Source organism: Maritalea myrionectae (assembly GCF_003433515.1).
In the GTDB taxonomy this organism is placed as follows: domain Bacteria; phylum Pseudomonadota; class Alphaproteobacteria; order Rhizobiales; family Devosiaceae; genus Maritalea; species Maritalea myrionectae.
This window is the reverse complement of record NZ_CP021330.1, coordinates 2,285,486-2,302,121: the sequence shown is the minus strand read 5'-3', so window position 1 is coordinate 2,302,121 and position 16,636 is coordinate 2,285,486. Positions and strand designations below refer to the sequence as shown.

Annotated in this window: 13 protein-coding genes; 9 read left to right on the top strand and 4 right to left on the bottom strand. The window is 53.3% G+C overall.

Going from position 1 to position 16,636, the window contains the following annotated elements; translation table 11 throughout:
* The 4 genes from nirB to MXMO3_RS11610 are packed head-to-tail and all read left to right on the top strand — an operon-like array spanning position 1 to position 6,377.
* Entirely contained in the window at positions 1–2,451 is a 2,451-nt protein-coding gene (gene nirB, locus MXMO3_RS11625) for a nitrite reductase large subunit NirB (RefSeq protein WP_117395974.1), read from the top strand.
* Positions 2,448–2,795: a nitrite reductase small subunit NirD gene (gene nirD / locus MXMO3_RS11620; RefSeq protein ID WP_117395973.1), complete on the top strand. Its 348-nt coding sequence runs from the start codon at positions 2,448–2,450 to the stop codon at positions 2,793–2,795. Before nirB ends, nirD begins: the two co-directional genes overlap by 4 nt.
* Positions 2,792–5,446 (top strand): nitrate reductase, encoded by a 2,655-nt coding sequence (locus MXMO3_RS11615; protein WP_117395972.1) that lies wholly within the window; start codon positions 2,792–2,794, stop codon positions 5,444–5,446. The genes nirD and MXMO3_RS11615 overlap by 4 nt, the downstream gene beginning before the upstream one ends.
* Complete coding sequence (locus tag MXMO3_RS11610) at positions 5,418–6,377, top strand: precorrin-2 dehydrogenase/sirohydrochlorin ferrochelatase family protein (protein ID WP_117395971.1); 960 nt, start codon at positions 5,418–5,420, stop codon at positions 6,375–6,377. The genes MXMO3_RS11615 and MXMO3_RS11610 overlap by 29 nt, the downstream gene beginning before the upstream one ends.
* A 399-nt stretch (positions 6,378–6,776) precedes the next feature.
* On the opposite strand, the gene MXMO3_RS11605 is transcribed toward MXMO3_RS11610, so the two are convergent.
* Both MXMO3_RS11605 and MXMO3_RS11600 read right to left on the bottom strand, forming a co-directional pair.
* Entirely contained in the window at positions 6,777–7,598 is an 822-nt protein-coding gene (locus MXMO3_RS11605; protein WP_036222677.1) for a carbohydrate ABC transporter permease, read from the bottom strand.
* 1 nt (position 7,599) lies between these two features.
* A complete protein-coding gene (locus MXMO3_RS11600) occupies positions 7,600–8,466 on the bottom strand; it encodes a carbohydrate ABC transporter permease (RefSeq protein WP_425462136.1) in 867 nt (288 codons plus the stop codon).
* A gap of 369 nt (positions 8,467–8,835) precedes the next feature.
* Here MXMO3_RS11600 and MXMO3_RS11595 point away from each other — a divergent pair, with 369 nt between their 5' ends.
* The 4 genes from MXMO3_RS11595 to MXMO3_RS11580 all read left to right on the top strand — a co-directional run bounded on the left by MXMO3_RS11595 (position 8,836) and on the right by MXMO3_RS11580 (position 13,115).
* Positions 8,836–10,077, top strand: a complete 1,242-nt coding sequence (locus tag MXMO3_RS11595) for an ABC transporter substrate-binding protein (RefSeq protein WP_117395970.1) — start codon at positions 8,836–8,838, stop codon at positions 10,075–10,077.
* A gap of 79 nt (positions 10,078–10,156) precedes the next feature.
* Positions 10,157–11,218: an ABC transporter ATP-binding protein gene (locus MXMO3_RS11590; RefSeq protein ID WP_117395969.1), complete on the top strand. Its 1,062-nt coding sequence runs from the start codon at positions 10,157–10,159 to the stop codon at positions 11,216–11,218.
* Entirely contained in the window at positions 11,215–12,096 is an 882-nt protein-coding gene (locus MXMO3_RS11585) for a MurR/RpiR family transcriptional regulator (protein ID WP_117395968.1), read from the top strand. The genes MXMO3_RS11590 and MXMO3_RS11585 overlap by 4 nt, the downstream gene beginning before the upstream one ends.
* A gap of 38 nt (positions 12,097–12,134) precedes the next feature.
* The gene (locus MXMO3_RS11580; RefSeq protein WP_117395967.1) at positions 12,135–13,115 is read left to right on the top strand and encodes an NAD-dependent epimerase/dehydratase family protein; all 981 of its coding nucleotides are present in this window, start codon (positions 12,135–12,137) and stop codon (positions 13,113–13,115) included.
* Between the two features lie 96 nt (positions 13,116–13,211).
* Here the strand turns inward: MXMO3_RS11580 and MXMO3_RS11575 are convergent, their stop codons facing one another.
* Complete coding sequence (locus MXMO3_RS11575) at positions 13,212–14,711, bottom strand: CoA-acylating methylmalonate-semialdehyde dehydrogenase (RefSeq protein ID WP_117395966.1); 1,500 nt, start codon at positions 14,709–14,711, stop codon at positions 13,212–13,214.
* Positions 14,712–14,812: 101 nt separating this feature from the next.
* Here MXMO3_RS11575 and MXMO3_RS11570 point away from each other — a divergent pair, with 101 nt between their 5' ends.
* Complete coding sequence (locus MXMO3_RS11570; RefSeq protein ID WP_117395965.1) at positions 14,813–15,694, top strand: LysR family transcriptional regulator; 882 nt, start codon at positions 14,813–14,815, stop codon at positions 15,692–15,694.
* 10 nt (positions 15,695–15,704) lie between these two features.
* Here MXMO3_RS11570 and MXMO3_RS11565 read toward each other — a convergent pair whose 3' ends face one another.
* Positions 15,705–16,484 (bottom strand): IclR family transcriptional regulator, encoded by a 780-nt coding sequence (locus MXMO3_RS11565; RefSeq protein WP_117395964.1) that lies wholly within the window; start codon positions 16,482–16,484, stop codon positions 15,705–15,707.
* Positions 16,485–16,636: the final 152 nt, after the last annotated feature.

The window sequence follows — 16,636 nt, the reverse complement described above, 5'->3', positions numbered from 1 at the left end:
ATGCAAAAGCAAAAATTGGTTATTATCGGCAATGGTATGGCGCCCGGGCGCATGCTGGAACATTTGTTCGAGCAAGAGCCGGATGCCTATGAGGTCACCATTTTCAACGCCGAACCGCGCGTGAACTATGACCGGATCATGCTGTCCCCCGTACTTTCCGGCGAAAAGGCATATGAAGACATCATCATCCATGGGGATGGTTGGTATATTGACCACGGGATCACCCTTTATAAGGGCCACAAGGTCACCGAAATTGATCGTGAAAACAAAACGGTGACCTCTGATCAAGGCGTAACCGAAGCCTACGACAAGCTGGTGATCGCAACGGGGTCCAACCCCTTTATTGTGCCCGTGCCTGGCCATGATCTGGCGGGCGTGCTCGCCTATCGTGATCTGGACGATGTCACCGCCATGATGCTGGCCGCGCAATCGCGCCAAAAGGCGGTGGTAATCGGGGGCGGTCTATTGGGGCTGGAAGCGGCCGCCGGGCTGCGCGAACGCGGCATGGATGTGACCGTGGTGCACCTGATGGACACGCTGATGGAGCGCCAACTGGACCCATCCGCGGGCTATCTGCTGCAAAAGGAGCTGGAAAGCCGGGATATCGCGGTAAAGACCGGAGCCAACACCAAACGCATTATCGGCGACAAGAAAGTCACCGGGCTGGAACTGGAAAACGGCGAAGTGATCGATTGTTCGCTGGTGGTGATGGCCGTGGGCATTCGGCCCAATGTGGCGCTGGCGCAGGACGCTGAACTGGAGGTCGAACGTGGCATTGTCGTGGATAGCGCCATGCGCACCTCGGACCCAGATATTCTGGCATTGGGCGAATGTGCCCAAGTGGATGGCCAGGTTTATGGCCTGGTGGCCCCGCTTTACGACATGGCACAGGTGGCCGCACGCACGCTGACCGACGACTTTTCCAAGCCCTTTAAGCATCAGGACACGGCGACCAAGCTGAAAGTGACTGGCATTGATTTGTTCTCCGTCGGCGACTTTGCCGAGGGCGATGATCGCGACGAGATCGTTTTGCGCGACGCCAATGCGGGCATCTATAAACGGGTGATTTTGCAGGATAACAAGATTATCGGCACCGTGCTTTATGGCGACACGTCAGATGGCGCCTGGTTCAATGATTTAAAAAAGAAACAAACTGACATCAGCGAGATGCGTGAAAGTTTGATTTTCGGCCAGGCCTACCAGGGAGGGGCCGCAATGGACCCCATGGCGGCCGTTGCAGCGTTGCCCGATGATGCAGAAATCTGCGGCTGTAACGGCATTTGCAAATCAAAAATCGTCGGCACAATCACGGAAAAGGGCCTGACCACGCTGGACGAGGTGCGCGCCCACACCAAGGCATCCGCCTCTTGCGGCATCTGTACCGGGCTTGTGGAACAATTGATGGCCCTGACATTGGGTGAAGAATTTGATGCGGATGCGGGAAGTTCCATGTGTCCGTGCACCGATCTGGGCCATGGCGATGTGCGCCGCCTGATCAAAGCCAAGGAGCTGAAAAGCATCCCGGCTGTGATGCAGGAGCTGGAGTGGAAAACCTCCTGCGGCTGTGCCAAATGCCGTCCGGCGCTCAACTATTATTTGGTGTGTGACTGGCCTGATGTTTATGCCGATGATTATCAATCCCGCTTCATCAATGAACGGGTGCACGCCAACATTCAAAAGGACGGGACCTATTCTGTGGTGCCGCGCATGTGGGGCGGGATGACGTCCTCCAAAGAATTGCGGGCGATTGCCGATGTGGTGGACAAATTTGATATCCCGAGCGTCAAAGTTACCGGCGGTCAGCGCATCGACATGCTGGGCATTAAGAAAGAAGATTTGCTGGACGTTTGGGCCGATTTGGGCAAGGCCGGATTTGTTTCCGGGCAAGCCTATGCCAAGGGTCTGCGCACCGTGAAAACCTGCGTCGGGTCAGACTGGTGCCGCTTCGGCACACAGGATTCGACCGGCCTTGGCATCAAGCTGGAAAAGTTCATGTGGGGCTCCTGGACCCCAGCCAAGTTGAAATTGGCTGTCTCCGGTTGCCCGCGCAATTGTGCGGAAGCCACCTGCAAGGATATCGGGATCATCTGCGTCGATAGCGGCTTTGAAATCCACTTTGCTGGCGCGGCGGGCCTAGACATCAAAGGCACGGAAGTGCTGGGCATGGTGCCAAGCGAAAATGAAGCGCTGGAACATGTGGTGGCGCTGGCGCAAATGTATCGCGAGCAAGGGCACTATCTGGAGCGCATCTATAAATGGGCCAAACGCGTCGGTCTCGATGAAATCCGCAAGCAGATTATGGACGATGAGGAACGTCGGCAGGAATATTTCGACCGCTTTGTCTTCAGCCAGAAATTTGCCCAAGTGGACCCTTGGTCCGAACGGGTTTCAGGCAAAGACAAGCACGAGTTTAAACCTATGGCAGCCCTTGAACTGGAGGCGGCAGAATGAGCGTAGCGCCCGCAATTCAAACAGACGATCTGGTGGATATTGGCAGCATTGACGAGGTGCCGCGCCGCGGCGCCCGCTGCGTGACCAGTGGGGAAATGCGCATTGCGATTTTCCGCACCCACGATGATCAATTTTTTGCCCTTGAGGACAAATGTCCGCACAAGGCCGGGCCGCTTAGCCAGGGCATTGTGCATGATGGCTGTGTCACTTGTCCGCTGCACAATTGGGTGATCTCGCTCAGGAGCGGGGAGGCGCAGGGGGCCGATGAAGGCGCAACACGGACCTTCAGCGTGCAGGTGCGCGGCGATCGGCTGTTGTTGGACATGGCAGAGCTGACCTCATGAGTGACTGCACCACCCGCACCACCTGTCCCTATTGTGGCGTGGGCTGCGGCGTGCTGGCCACGCCGGGCAAGGACGGAGTGGCAATAAAGGGTGATCCGCAGCATCCCGCGAATTTCGGGCGGCTTTGCTCCAAAGGTTCCGCTTTGGGGGAGACGCTGGATCTGGATGGGCGCTTGCTACACCCTGAAATCGGGGGCAAGCGGGCCGGTTGGGACGAGTCGTTGTCGCTGGTGGCCGAGCGCTTCAGCCAAACCATCGCCGAACATGGACCAAACTCAGTGGGCTTTTACCTGTCCGGGCAAATGCTCACCGAAGACTATTATGTCGCCAACAAGCTGATGAAAGGCTTTATTGGCACAGCCAATGTGGACACAAATTCCCGTCTGTGCATGGCCTCAACGGTGGTGGGGCACAAGCGGGCCTTTGGCGCTGATATTGTGCCGGGCTGCTATGAAGATTTGGAGCTGGCCGATCTGGTGATTTTGGTGGGCTCAAACATGGCCTGGTGCCACCCGGTGCTGTTTCAGCGCCTTCAGTCAGCCAAGGCCGAGCGCCCGCAAATGAAAATAGTGCTGATTGATCCGCGCCGCACCAAAACAGCGGAAATGGCGGACCTGCACCTGCCAATTGCCCCGGATGGCGATGTGGCGCTGTTCAACGGCCTGTTGCAATATCTGGCGGACGCCGGGCAGCTCGATCAATCTTATATTGATCGCCATACGAACCATTTTGATGAAGCGCTAACAGCAGCGAAAATGTCGCTTAAAGCGCTGCACGCCAAAACCGGCCTTAGCGCCGATCAATTGGCAGAATTCTATCGATTGTTTGCGCAGACCGAAAAGGTGGTGACTTGTTTCAGCCAGGGGGTGAACCAGTCGAGCGAAGGCACCAACAAGGTCAACGCGATTATCAATTGCCATTTGGCCACCGGGCGGATCGGCAAAAAGGGGGCAGGGCCGTTTTCCCTAACCGGTCAACCCAATGCCATGGGTGGCCGTGAAGTGGGCGGGCTGGCCACCATGCTGGCCGCGCACATGGAAATTGGCAATCCGGCCCATCGCGAACTGGTGCAGCGCTTCTGGCAATCCCCCGCTATGGCCAGCGAACAGGGGCTGAAGGCGGTCGATATGTTCGACGCAGTGGCCAACGGCAAAATCAAAGCCATCTGGGTGATGGGCACCAATCCGGTGGTGAGCATGCCTGATGCAAACAAGGTGGCCAACGCCCTTGAGAATTGCCCCTTTGTGGTGGTGTCCGACATAATGGCAGACACCGAAACCGCGCGCTTTGCCCATGTGAAACTGCCCGCCTTGGGCTGGGGCGAAAAAGACGGCACCGTCACCAATTCCGAGCGCCGCATTTCGCGCCAACGCGCCTTTTTGCCAGCGCCCGGCGAAGCACGGGCTGACTGGTGGCATATGGCGGAAGTGGGCAAACGGATGGGCCACCCTTCCGCGTTTGACTATAGGTCAGCAAGCGACATTTTTGCCGAACATGCGGCGCTGTCGGCTTTTGAAAATAACGGCACCCGCGATTTTGATCTGGGTGAATATGCCAGCCTTTCACCTAAAGATTATGAAAAGTTTCAACCCACTCTGTGGCCCCGGCGTAAAGGCCAGAAAGGCGTCTCCCAACGCTTCTTTGCCGGCGGCCACTTTTTTACACCAGACGGGCGCGCCAATTTTGTCGCGACACCGACAGACACCGAAACGGCGCTGGCACAACCCACCAAGCTGCGCTTGAATACAGGTCGGGTGCGCGATCATTGGCATACCATGACGCGGACCGGCAAAAGCGCGGCCTTGAGCGCGCACATTGCCGAACCCTATTGCGAAATCTCACCCGGCCAGGCGGCAAAAATCGGGGTACGCACCGCCGAACTGGTAGAGATTTCAGCAGCAGGGCAAAAAGTGTTGGCGCGTGCCATCATTAACCCAAAGCTGGGACACGATCAGATTTTTGTGCCCATGCACTGGAATGGCAATTTTTCATCCAACGGTCGCATCAATGCGCTGGTGCCGGGCAAGACTGATCCGTTTTCGGGCCAACCTGCGCTCAAAGCGGCGCAGGTGGACGTGCGGGCGGCCAATATGGGCCTATATGGCTTTATGGTGACCCAGGCCACGCCTGCAGAACTGCACAGCACTTATTGGGCCAAAGCGATCACCAAAAAGGGCTGGCGCGTTGAGTTGGCGGAAAAAGATGCCGCCCGTGCCATTGAAAAGACCGTGCGTGCCATGTCCGGTTTGGAAATCGGGGCGGCAGACGCGCACTATCACGATCCAAAAACCGGCCAGCATCGGTTGGCCTGGTTTGCCGGATCGCAATTGCAGTGCGCACTGTTTCTGGCGACGGAGCCAGTTGCGGTCTCCCGCGCCTGGGCCGTGGATCAACTGGCGCAGATTTTTGAAACGCCAGCAGAACGCTATCGTCTATTGGCGGGGCGGCCCGGCAAGGATATGCCCGATCCGGGCCCAATCGTGTGCAGTTGTTTTTCCGTGGGCGCAAACCAGATTGCCGATGCGGTGAAGGGGGGATGCACCAGCGTGGCCGCCATAGGGGAGAAGCTGGGCGCGGGCACCAATTGTGGCTCTTGTAAACCCGAACTAAGCGAGTTTATTGATGAATTTACCCTTTCTGCCGCACAATAGAATTGCGGCCAAACCCCGAGCTAAACGCACCACCGCCCGCATAGGCAAATTGGCGGTGCTACCCGTTTTTTTTGATTTGAATGGCGAAAATGTGCTGGTGATTGGCGGCACGGACGCCGCCGCCTGGAAGGCCGAATTGCTGGCCGCGGCAGGCGCTCATGTGTTAATCCACGCGCCAAAATTGAGCGTCGAGTTTAAAAAGCTGATCGCACAGTCTCCTCAGCATTTCAGCCATAGGACGTCGAACCAGTGGGATAGCGATTTCGCCGATGTCAAACTGATCATATGTGACGCAGCAGATGCAGCGGAGGCCAAACGCGTCCGCTCAATCGCGTCGCTCTATGGATTGCCGGTGAATATCATCGATCAACCGGAATATTGTGATTTTCAATTTGGCTCCATCGTCAATCGCTCACCGCTGGTGATCGGCATTTCCACCCATGGCGCGGCACCCATTTTGGGGCAGGCGGTGCGCCGCCGCATCGAGGCCATCTTGCCCAATGCACTGGAACAATGGGCGGCCATGGCGCAACGTTTGCGCCATACGGTCATGACCTATTTGCCCATGGGCGAAAAACGCCGCACTTTCTGGGAGCACTTTGTCGATCAAGCATTTGCGGGAGCGCCCAAAGCGGACACCGAGGCACAATTGAAAAAGCGATGTCTAGATTTGGCAATAGATAAGCAAGCAAAGGATCATGGCTCAACAACGATCACGCACATCGAATATCATGAGCGGGATCCTGAAATGCTGACGATAAAGGCGATTAGGGCGCTGCAAGCGGCGGACATGGTTGTCTATGACGATAATGCGCCCATGCAGGTATTGGAATTGGCCCGGCGAGAAGCAAAACGGATGCCGCTGTGTGAGTTTGATGAGAAAAACGCAGGCACTTACGAAGCAAAATTTATCGTGAAATTGGCTTCCTAGAATCAATGTGCCGAAAGTTTTCGCGCTGGACGTTAGTGCGCGCTATCTCTGAATAGTCAAAAGCCATGCCTGGCTTGTGTTGGACGCGACCGTTAAATTGCACAAAGCTTTGCACCTTAACCAGCAAAGCCTCAATCAAGTTTGGTCTTTGATGTGTGGGCTATCCATGCTGGATTCATCCACTATCTGATCCCGCTCACTCACTTGCTTTTCCGGTTACTCAATCGTGGATGTGTGCTCTTTGCTGTCCGGTACAATGCCCGCCAAGGGGCGCTGATTGTCATCCGGTCACCGCCTGAACGTCTGTGAAGGGTCAGTGCGTCAGGTTCCGTGCATGCCGACTTGGTTGCTATGACCCACCATCAGGCATATGCAGCGCCCCGCGGTGGCGGCGAAAGGTCATTTTACGGCGCCTGCGGTCAATCCTCGCAGCATATAGCGTTGCATCCACGCAAATAATATTGCCACGGGCAGGGTGGCGCATAAGGCGGCTGCCATGACCAAATGCCAATCTACGGAAAACCGACCGGAAACGATCGCCAAAATCTGAATGGGTAAGGTGTAGTTTTCTTCGGATCGTAAGAGTGTCAGGGCGAGCACAAACTCGTTCCACGAATTCACAAATGTAAATAGCGCTGTCACACAAATCGCAGGCATGGCCAAGGGGAGGAAAACTTTTCGCGCTGTTGTGAAGCCGGATGCGCCTTCCATCCAAGATGCCATCTCCAGATCACGGGGGATCGTTGAAAAATAGCTTTCCAGCATCCAAACGGCGAAGGCGGTGTTGAATCCTGCGTAAAGCAGAGCAACAACATGTGCATCGTTGAGCGCATTGAGCAAAACCAAAACGCGAAATAACCCCAAGACCAGAACGATCGGCGATAACATTTGCGAGATAAGTAAAAAGCGTCGAAACCCCGTGCGGCCAGCGAAACGATAGCGTGACAAAGCATAACCCGCCGGAATGGCAATAATGAGGGTCAGTGCGGTGGCGAGGGTGGAAATATAGAGCGAATTGGCCAGCGCTCGCCCAAAGCCGACAGCGGTCCACATTTCAACAAAGTTTTCCCATGCAAATCGTGTGGGCAGCCAAGACTGGTCAAAGACCTCTGTTTGAGGGCGAATTGCCGTTGTTGCCATGACATAAAACGGAAACAGCGTGATGGCGAAAATAGGCAGGAGAAAAAGCCATATCAGTAGTGATTTCATGAGTTTGGACATTCTAGTTCTCCTCATTCATGGCCAGGCGCACATATATGATCGTGAAAATCAGCAGAATGACAAACATGATCAGCGAAAGCACCGCCGCTTCTCCAACGCGGCCAAAGCGGAAGGCCAATTTATATAGGTAGGTCACCAAAATATCGGTTGAGTTGGCAGGGCCGCCTTGTGTTGTTGCCCAGATGATGGGGAAGGAGTTGAAGACATAAATTGTGTTCAACACCACGGCTATATTCACGAAGGGGCGCATCAACGGAAGTGTAATGCGCCTGAACGTTTGCAGCTTGTTCGCACCCTCGACCTGCGCGGCTTCATAAATGTCAGTTGGGATGGAGGATAGGCCTCCCAGGAAGATTGTTACCGTGAAGGGCAGGGTCGCTACAATGCCCAGCAAAATCTGCATCGGGAATGCAGTTTCAGCGCGCGCCAGCCACGCAATGTCTGTTTGTGTGATCTCCAGCATTTGCAGCAGATTATTCAAAGTGCCGCTATCGCCATTCAGCGCCCAGCGCCCGACAATCGCCAACATTGCAAGCGAGATCGCCCAAGGCAGCATCACCAAAACGCGGGCCACGCCCCGGCCGTAAAACTCTTCATTGAGCGCTAATGATATGGGCAAGGCCAGAAGCAAGGTGCCCAAGACCACGCCCAGCGTCCAAATCAGCGTCCGAAATGACGACGCGTAGAGCTCTGGATCTGCGAATACTTTTACATAGTTTTCCGCCCCACCTTGCCCAATTACCTGCCCGAAGCGGTTCACTTCACTTACCGATAACTGCCCCAATTGAACAAGCGGCCATAAAATGATGATGCCGGTAACCAGTAGCCCTGGGGCAATTAGAAGATAGGGATTCAGATTGCTTGAAATCCGCATTGAAGGTGCTCCACTTGTGTATTTGACGCATTTACGTCTTTAGGCGCCTTTTTATGAAATAATATTACATAAATCAAGCGGAATAGCGACATTTGTGAAATTAACTTGAAATGAATTTACATGACATTTCTGAATTTTCTTCTTGGCAATCTGTGCGTAAGAGGTCGAGAGGCTGATTAAATATTTGTATTTGTTATTATTTTCAGAAAGTTTTCGGAGATTGTGAATATGAGCAGAAATTGTTCTTTGAAGCAAAAATGAAAAAACATTTCATTTTTAGTGTATTTTATGTTGTAAACTTACATTAATCCAAGTAGCTTTCCCGACCAGCGGACATCGGGCCGCGATTGAGAGGAGATCACAATGGACATGACAAAAAAGAAAAAGACCTATCGAAAGCTGACCCAAGCTGCACTCATTGCGGCTATGGGAGCCTTTGCATCGCCTGCCGTTGCAAAGGACATCAGATTTACCTTGGGCGAATATTCAGCCAATACCAAAATTTCATTTGAAAAGGCAGCGGCGGCATTTGAGAAGGAAAACCCTGACATCGATATCATTATCGAGGTCATTCCCTGGTCGAGCTATATACAAACGCTGACAACGGATATCTCAGGGAATAATGCGCCAGACATGTCGGTGGTGGCGTCGATTTGGCTCGCCGAATTTTCACAGGCCGGTCTGGCGGAGCCGATCGAGAATGTAATTTCGCCGGACTTAAAAGAAAAATTCATTCCCGGGCTGTTGCAGCCATCTGTCATTGATGGAGAGCTGATGGGGTTGCCCATTGCCGCTTCTGCACGTGCCATGATGATCAATACAGATCTTTATAACGAAGTTCGGATGGAGCCACCTGCGACGTGGGAAGAGCTTGAAGAAGCTGCCAGGAAGATTTCGGCACTCGACGATAAGTTCGGGTTCGGACTGCCCGGCAAAGAGGAAGAAGTCGACGTCTATTTCTACTATGCGCTTTGGTCCTTTGGCGGACAGATTTTCGACGAGAATGGCAAAAGCGCAATTGCTTCGCCTGAAGGCATCGCCGCCGCAAAGCTCTATGCGAAACTGGTCGCGGAAGGGGCCACACAGCCCTCGCCAACAGCATATAGTCGCGAAGATGTTTTCAACATGTTTAAGCAAGGCAAAGTGGGGGCCATCTTCACATTTCCCATGCTCGTGCCTCAGATCAAGGATGAAGCGCCTGATTTGAACTATGCGGTTTTGCCATTCCCTGTGAAAGCCAGACAGAGCACGATGGCCATTACTGATTCAGTGATGGTGTTTAAGGATTCTGACGCGAAGGCGGAAATTCGCAGATTTATGGACTTCATCTTTGAGCATGATTTCCGTCTCGAATTCAACAAGGCTGACGGGTTGCTCCCCGTGATCAAAAGTGTCGTCGCTGATCCATTCTACCAACAAGATCAGGATATTAAGGCGTTTGCCAACGGTCTGGCTTATGCCCAGTTTCAACCCAATGTGGAGCGCTGGGACGAGATCATCGATATCACCCGGTCCGCGCTGCAAAAAATCTACCTAAACGAACAAGAGCCAGAAGAGGCTTTGTCTGCGGCTGCGGCAGCCATCGACACCCTAAGGGGAATGTAGCTCTCCCTGAGCGCAACGTGCGGCGTTAGTTCTAACTTCGCTGACGCCGCATCTCCCAAACTTTGAAAGGCCAGACAAATTGTCGAGTGTGAATTTAAACAGAATCTGCAAACGCTATCACGCGCTTGAAGTTATCGCTGACTTGAATCTCTCCATAAATGAAGGTGAGTTCATGGTTGTGGTGGGGCCCTCAGGTTGCGGAAAATCTACATTGCTGCGGATGATTGCCGGTTTGGAAACAATCTCCGACGGACATCTGCACATCGATGCAATCCGGGTAAATGACCTACCGCCCCAAAAACGAAATATTGCAATGGTGTTTCAAACCTACGCTCTATTTCCGCATATGACGGTGCGCAAAAATATTGAGTTTGGGCCACGGGTGCGGCGCGAAAAAGGCGCAGAAATGGAGAAGAAAATCTCCCGCGCGGCCAAGGTTTTGAACATCTCCCAATATATGGATCGGCTTCCCTCGGAGCTTTCCGGCGGTCAGCGCCAACGCGTCGCCATGGGACGGGCAATTGTGCGTGACTCCAAATTGTTTTTGTTTGATGAGCCGCTCAGCAATCTGGATGCGCATCTGCGCGCGGAAATGCGCACCGAGATCAAATCGTTGCACCAAAAATTGGGGGCAACAATTGTTTACGTCACGCATGATCAAATTGAAGCTATGACGATGGCCGACCGGATCGTCATTATGAACAAGGGGCGCATTGAGCAAATCGGTACGCCAACGGATCTATATGATTTTCCTGTAAATATTTTTGTAGCCGGCTTTCTTGGGTCTCCATCCATGAGTTTCATCCCTTCAACTATAAGCGGTACTGGGGATAACCAATCGCTAAAACTAGATGATGGTAGTGTGCTGCCGGTTTCCGGCGTAAACTATTCAAGTACTGAGATCATTTTAGGTGTTCGGCCGGAATCATATGATATTGACCCGAACGGCACATTGGCGATGAATGTCGATGTTGTTGAGCCAACCGGCGCTGAGGTGATGGCATATGGGTATATTGCGGGGCAAAGCGTTCGGTGCGTATTCCGAGGCAGGCCGCAAATTGACGTTGGCGGCGTCCTTCGTCTAGGGGTTAAGCGCAAGAATATGCACTTTTTTGACCGGGCCAGTGGGATGAGATTGTGAAACCATTGATTGATGTAGTTACATTGTTGCAAGCAAAATTGGCCAACGGCACTAAAGCCGAGCAGAGTTTGGCTGCAGTTATTCTTGATGATCTGCCGGGCGCATCCTCATCGTCTATCGCTGCGTTGGCAAAAAAAGCCGGTGTCAGCGAACCAACAGTGACGCGCCTTGCGACTAGCCTTGGTCTTGATGGCACTCGCGAGCTCAAAATTGCTCTAGCACAGGCAATCGCCATTGGCGGAGCCTATTTGTCGAGCGAAGGTGAGCCCATATCTCTTGGGGAGCATTCTTCAATTGGCACAATCAGCAACTCTGCCATTCGCACCATCAATGAAGTTAGCGAAATTCTGAATGACGAGTTGGTGGAAACCATCGCAAAGGCATTGGCCGGTGCCGACAAGATTCAAATTCTTGGCACGGGCGGCATTTCTTCGATGGCCGCAGAACTAACTGAGTTCAGGTTGTTCCGGTTGGGCTTTAACCTGACCACAAGGTTAGACGGAAGATTGCAACGCATGACAGCATCGCTGGCCAACACATCAACTGTTGTGATCGGCTTTTCGCTATCTGGAGCAGCGTCTTCAGTGGTGGATTCGTTCAATATCGCACGCCAATATGGTGCCCAGACGATCGCGATTGCGCCGCCAGATACGCCGCTGGCGCGATGTGCGCACATTGTTGTGCCTTATCGATATGTTGAAGACGGTCAGGTCTATAAACCAAACTCGGCCAGTTTTGCCTTGATGACCATCATCGACATCATTGCCTATCGGACAACGCAGATTTTGGGGCCGGAGATCGTCGATAATCTTCGCCGGATCAAGCAAACGCTGACCATTGCTGAAGATTATGACAGCACGTTGCCGCTTGGCGACTAATCTGGCCGTTTGCAGATTGCCACTACAAAGGACATAAAATGCATCTACTTGTTACCGGTGCCAGCGGTAAGCTGGGCAGTCGGGTGATCAAAAAACTTCTAGATCAGCCCCAGCAAGACGCGCTCAAAATCACCGCAGTGACCTTTTCGCGCGATCTCCCGTTTTCAGATGAACGTATGACCGTCCGGCGCGGCAACATTGCTGATCGCCCGTTTGTTGCCGACATTATGCAAGGGGTCACCCATGTGCTGCATATGGCGACCTGCAAAGAAATGCCGGAAATCATTATGGACGTGACCGTAAAGGGGATGTTTTGGCTTCTTGAAGAGTTTCGGGCGCAGCAAGGGCAATATTTCGCGCTGGTCGGCGGTGATGCCGCTATCGGACATTATTTTTACCCGACAAGCGCCTCGATCACTGAAAGCTACCCCCACAAAGCCGCGCCGGGTTGTTACTCCCTGTCGAAAGTTTTGGAAGAAGTGATGTTAGCCCAAGCTCATATTCAATATGGCATTCAGGGGTGCTGCCTTCGGGCGCCTTGGCTGGTGGCTGACGATGATTTGCGGTTTGCCATGAGCTTTTCAAAGCAGGTTTTCGGCAGCCCTCGATGGCATGAATATTTTGACGACAGCACCGCCGAAAAATTCACCAAAAACCAAAACGTGCCTCTGGCTCTATGCGCGCAAGGTAAACCATTGCAACGCAGCATTTTGGCGGTAGATGATTTGGTGAACGCGATCATAAAAGCGCTGAACATCCAGCCTGCAGGCTGCGAAACATTCAACATCGCCATGGATGAACCGTTCGACTATGGGGTGGCTGCAAAATATTTAAATGCCAATTTTGGATTGGAAGCCGTGGACGTGCAAACTGAGTTTCACAGCGTTTGGTTGGATAACTCAAAAGCGCGGCAATACCTATCCTGGCGTCCGGCCTTTGATACCGAAGCATTGCTTGAACAGGCATGGGCATTTGATCGAGAGGGCAGCGAACGCGCTGAAATCGTCTATCCCGGCTAACGCCAACCGAGAATATCTGTGTGTTTCACTGATATGCTTGGGTTTGTCCCAGCGCCCAGTAATTACGCGGCGCTAGGACAATGCTTTGATTTTGCCCTAACCGAGCGTTGGCATTGAGAATTGTGCGTCGGCGCGCACGCCAGTTGGCCAACGGCTGGTGGTGGTCTTCATGCGGGTATAGAACCGTACGCCTTCCATACCATGCATATGATGATCGCCGAACAGCGAGGCTTTCCAACCGCCAAAGCTGTAGAACGCCATGGGCACAGGGATCGGCACATTGATGCCCACCATGCCCACTTCAATGTCTTGGTTGAAAGTGCGGGCAACATCACCGTCGCGGGTGAAGATTGAAACACCATTGGCATATTCATGGCCGTGGATCAGATCCACCGCATCCTGATAGGAATTGCGACGGATCATAGTAAGCACTGGACCGAAAATTTCTTCTTTAGCAATCGTCATGTCTGGTGTGGCATGGTCAAACAATGACCCGCCAATGAAGAAGCCATCTTCGTGGCCTTGCGGCTTTTTGAAGTTTCGACCATCAACAACAAGCTTCGCGCCTTCTTCCACGCCCTTGTCGATATAAGAGGTGACCTTATCCAAATGCTCGCCGGTGACCAGCGGCCCCATTTCCATGCCTTTTTCAAGGGAGGGGCCAATTTTCAACGCTTCAACTTTGGGCACCAGCTTTTCAACCAACGCATCCGCCACGGCATCGGTGACTGGCACCGCAACTGAAATCGCCATGCATCGTTCGCCAGCCGAACCATAGGCTGCGCCCATCAGCGCATTGGCGGCCATGTCCAAATCTGCGTCCGGCATGATCACCATATGGTTTTTCGCGCCGCCGAGCGCCTGCACACGTTTGCCGTTTGCGGTGCCTTTTTGGTGGATGTATTGCGCAATGGGTGTTGAGCCAACAAAGCTGATCGCTTTCACATCAGGGTGCTCGAGCAGCGCATCAACGGCCACTTTGTCGCCATTGACCACATTGAAAACGCCATCGGGCAACCCGGCTTCTTTCAGCCATTCAGCAATGACCAGCGGCGCAGAGGGATCGCGCTCGCTTGGCTTGAGCACAAACGTGTTGCCCGTTGCCAAAGCGATTGGAAACATCCACATGGGTACCATGGTGGGGAAGTTGAACGGGGTAATGCCCGCAACCACACCAAGGGCTTGGCGCGCCATATAACTGTCGACACCGGTGCCGACATTTTCGGAAAACTCGCCTTTGATCAGGTGTGGAATGCCGGTGGCAAATTCCACCACTTCCAACCCGCGGGTCACTTCGCCCTGGGCGTCATCAAAGGTTTTGCCATGTTCGTTGGAAACAATCTGCGCCAACTCGTCCAAGCGGTCCCATAGAATGGATTTAAACTTGTCCAAAATCCGTGCGCGGCGGAGCGCCGGAGTTTTGGACCAAGCTGGCCATGCCGCTTGGGCTGCCGCTACGGCGCTATCGACCTCGTTGGCGCTCGCCAGAGCTACTTGCCCGCTGATCTCACCAGTTGAGGGGTTGAAAACATCTTTGGTTTGGCCCGAGGTGCCCGCCAAATGTTGATTTGAAATAAAGTGTCCAATAGCCGTCATGATCAAGTCTCCCGTTGGAATTGGGATAAACCTAATGCTTGCAAAAATGCAATTAAATGCCCAATATTGAATAGCTGAATTGCAAAAAGTGGAATAAGATTATGAATTGGGATGATGCGCGACTCTTTCTAGCTGTGGGCCGACATGGCCAGTTTCTGGCGGCGTCACGCGCCCTGGCCATCAATCAGGCGACCCTTAGCCGCCGAATATCGGCCCTCGAAAAAGATGTGGGCAGTAAATTGTTGGTGCGCCGAACCAATGGGTGCGAACTCACCGACGAGGGCAAAGACTTGATGCGGGCGTTGGAGCGGGCGGAAAGTGAAATTCTGGTTGGTCTCGACAAGCTGGAGGATCACGACGCTGATATTGCTGGCACGGTGCGCATTGGTGCGCCCGATGGGTTCGGCATTGGCTTTTTGGCCAGTCGGTTGGGCGCTCTTTACGAAAACCACCCAAATCTAACGATCGAGCTGGTGCCTGTGCCGCGCAGTTTTTCGCTTTCGCAACGCGAAGCGGATATTGCGATTATGGTGGGGCGCCCCGAAAAGGGGCGGTTGGTGGCGCGCAAGCTCACGGACTATCAATTGGGTCTCTATGCGGCACCCGAATATTTGGACCGGGCAGGGCGCCCGCAAACACGCGCAGACCTCGCCCATCATCGCCTTATCGGGTATGTAGAGGAATTGATTTATACGCCGTCGCTTGACTACACCCACGAATTTTTGCGGACTTGGCGTTCCAATCTGGCCATTTCAAGCGCAGCCGGACAGGTGGAAGCCGCAAGGGGCGGCGCGGGGATTGCTATATTGCACGACTATCTGGTGCATCCAGATTCTGGCTTGGAGCCAGTTTTGCCTGAACTCAAAATCAGCCGCTCATACTGGCTTGCCGTTCATGAAAGCCAGCGCAACCTCGCCCGAATTTCAACGGTGAATGATTTTCTTCTCCATATGGTCAGCAAAGAACGCGCGCTGTTTGGCTAGATGAGATCGCCTACGCTGGAAACTGCCATGAAGTCGCCTCTTGGCCAATGCGTTCAGCCGCTTGCAATAGATCTGGCTTAAGTCTGTTCAGATCATCTATTGTCTTGCGGGCTGTTGAGGTGGCGATCGATATTGCCCCAATGACGCGCCCCTCGTTTGTGAGCACAGGGGCGGCGATGGAAATGGTGCCTTGCTCATGTTCCTCGCGGTCAAACGCCACACCATCGGCGCGGATATGCTCAAGTTCAGCTTGCAGCTGATCGGCGTTGGTGAGGGTTGCCGGGGTGTAGCGATGAAAGGCCTGTTGATTGAGGGCCAGTTGCAATTGCTTTGGACCTAAAAAGGCCATCATGGCCTTGCCGACACCTGTACAATAAGCCGGGGCGACTTTGCCGACCTGCGCCAAAGTTTCGAACTGATCATTCGACTTGCGCTTATCAACATAAAGAACTTGGCCAGCTTCGAACTGGGCAAGGTGCACGGTTTCTTCAACTTGTTCGGCCAACGCGGCAACATGCGCGCGGGCAATTGGGGCCAATGAAGCTGTTTCCCATGCCGCGTGGGCAAGTTTGACCAAGCGCAGGCCAACGGAATAGGTGCCGTCAGTCTCATTCAAATTGACCATTTGCTGCCGCACCAAGGTTTGCAAGAGCCGATAAAGAGTTGCTTTGGGGTAAGGGGAGCTTGTTTGCAACTCCGAAAACCTCACCGGGCGACCATAAGCGGCAACGCTATCAAGAACCTCCAACGCCTTGCCGACCGTGCCATCAGCAGTTTTTTCAGCACTCATGGTGAAGTTCCTTTGCACCAATCTGTTTATTACCGTTGACAAGCATGGTCTTCTCGCACACAATTTTCATTAAATGAACTTTAGTTCCATTATATGAAACTAAATGCAGAATGCAAGCCTCGTTCAGGCGACGATCTAGACAGGCTGCAGTA

Bases quoted from the DNA above. Each gene is read 5' to 3' on its own strand.
- nirB (WP_117395974.1), top strand. From the start codon at position 1: ATGCAAAAGCAAAAATTGGTTATTATCGGCAATGGTATGGCGCCCGGG.
- nirD (WP_117395973.1), top strand. From the start codon at position 2,448: ATGAGCGTAGCGCCCGCAATTCAAACAGACGATCTGGTGGATATTGGC.
- MXMO3_RS11615 (WP_117395972.1), top strand. From the start codon at position 2,792: ATGAGTGACTGCACCACCCGCACCACCTGTCCCTATTGTGGCGTGGGC.
- MXMO3_RS11610 (WP_117395971.1), top strand. From the start codon at position 5,418: ATGAATTTACCCTTTCTGCCGCACAATAGAATTGCGGCCAAACCCCGA.
- MXMO3_RS11605 (WP_036222677.1), bottom strand. From the start codon at position 7,598: ATGTCCAAACTCATGAAATCACTACTGATATGGCTTTTTCTCCTGCCT.
- MXMO3_RS11595 (WP_117395970.1), top strand. From the start codon at position 8,836: ATGGACATGACAAAAAAGAAAAAGACCTATCGAAAGCTGACCCAAGCT.
- MXMO3_RS11580 (WP_117395967.1), top strand. From the start codon at position 12,135: ATGCATCTACTTGTTACCGGTGCCAGCGGTAAGCTGGGCAGTCGGGTG.
- MXMO3_RS11575 (WP_117395966.1), bottom strand. From the start codon at position 14,711: ATGACGGCTATTGGACACTTTATTTCAAATCAACATTTGGCGGGCACC.
- MXMO3_RS11570 (WP_117395965.1), top strand. From the start codon at position 14,813: ATGAATTGGGATGATGCGCGACTCTTTCTAGCTGTGGGCCGACATGGC.
- MXMO3_RS11565 (WP_117395964.1), bottom strand. From the start codon at position 16,484: ATGAGTGCTGAAAAAACTGCTGATGGCACGGTCGGCAAGGCGTTGGAG.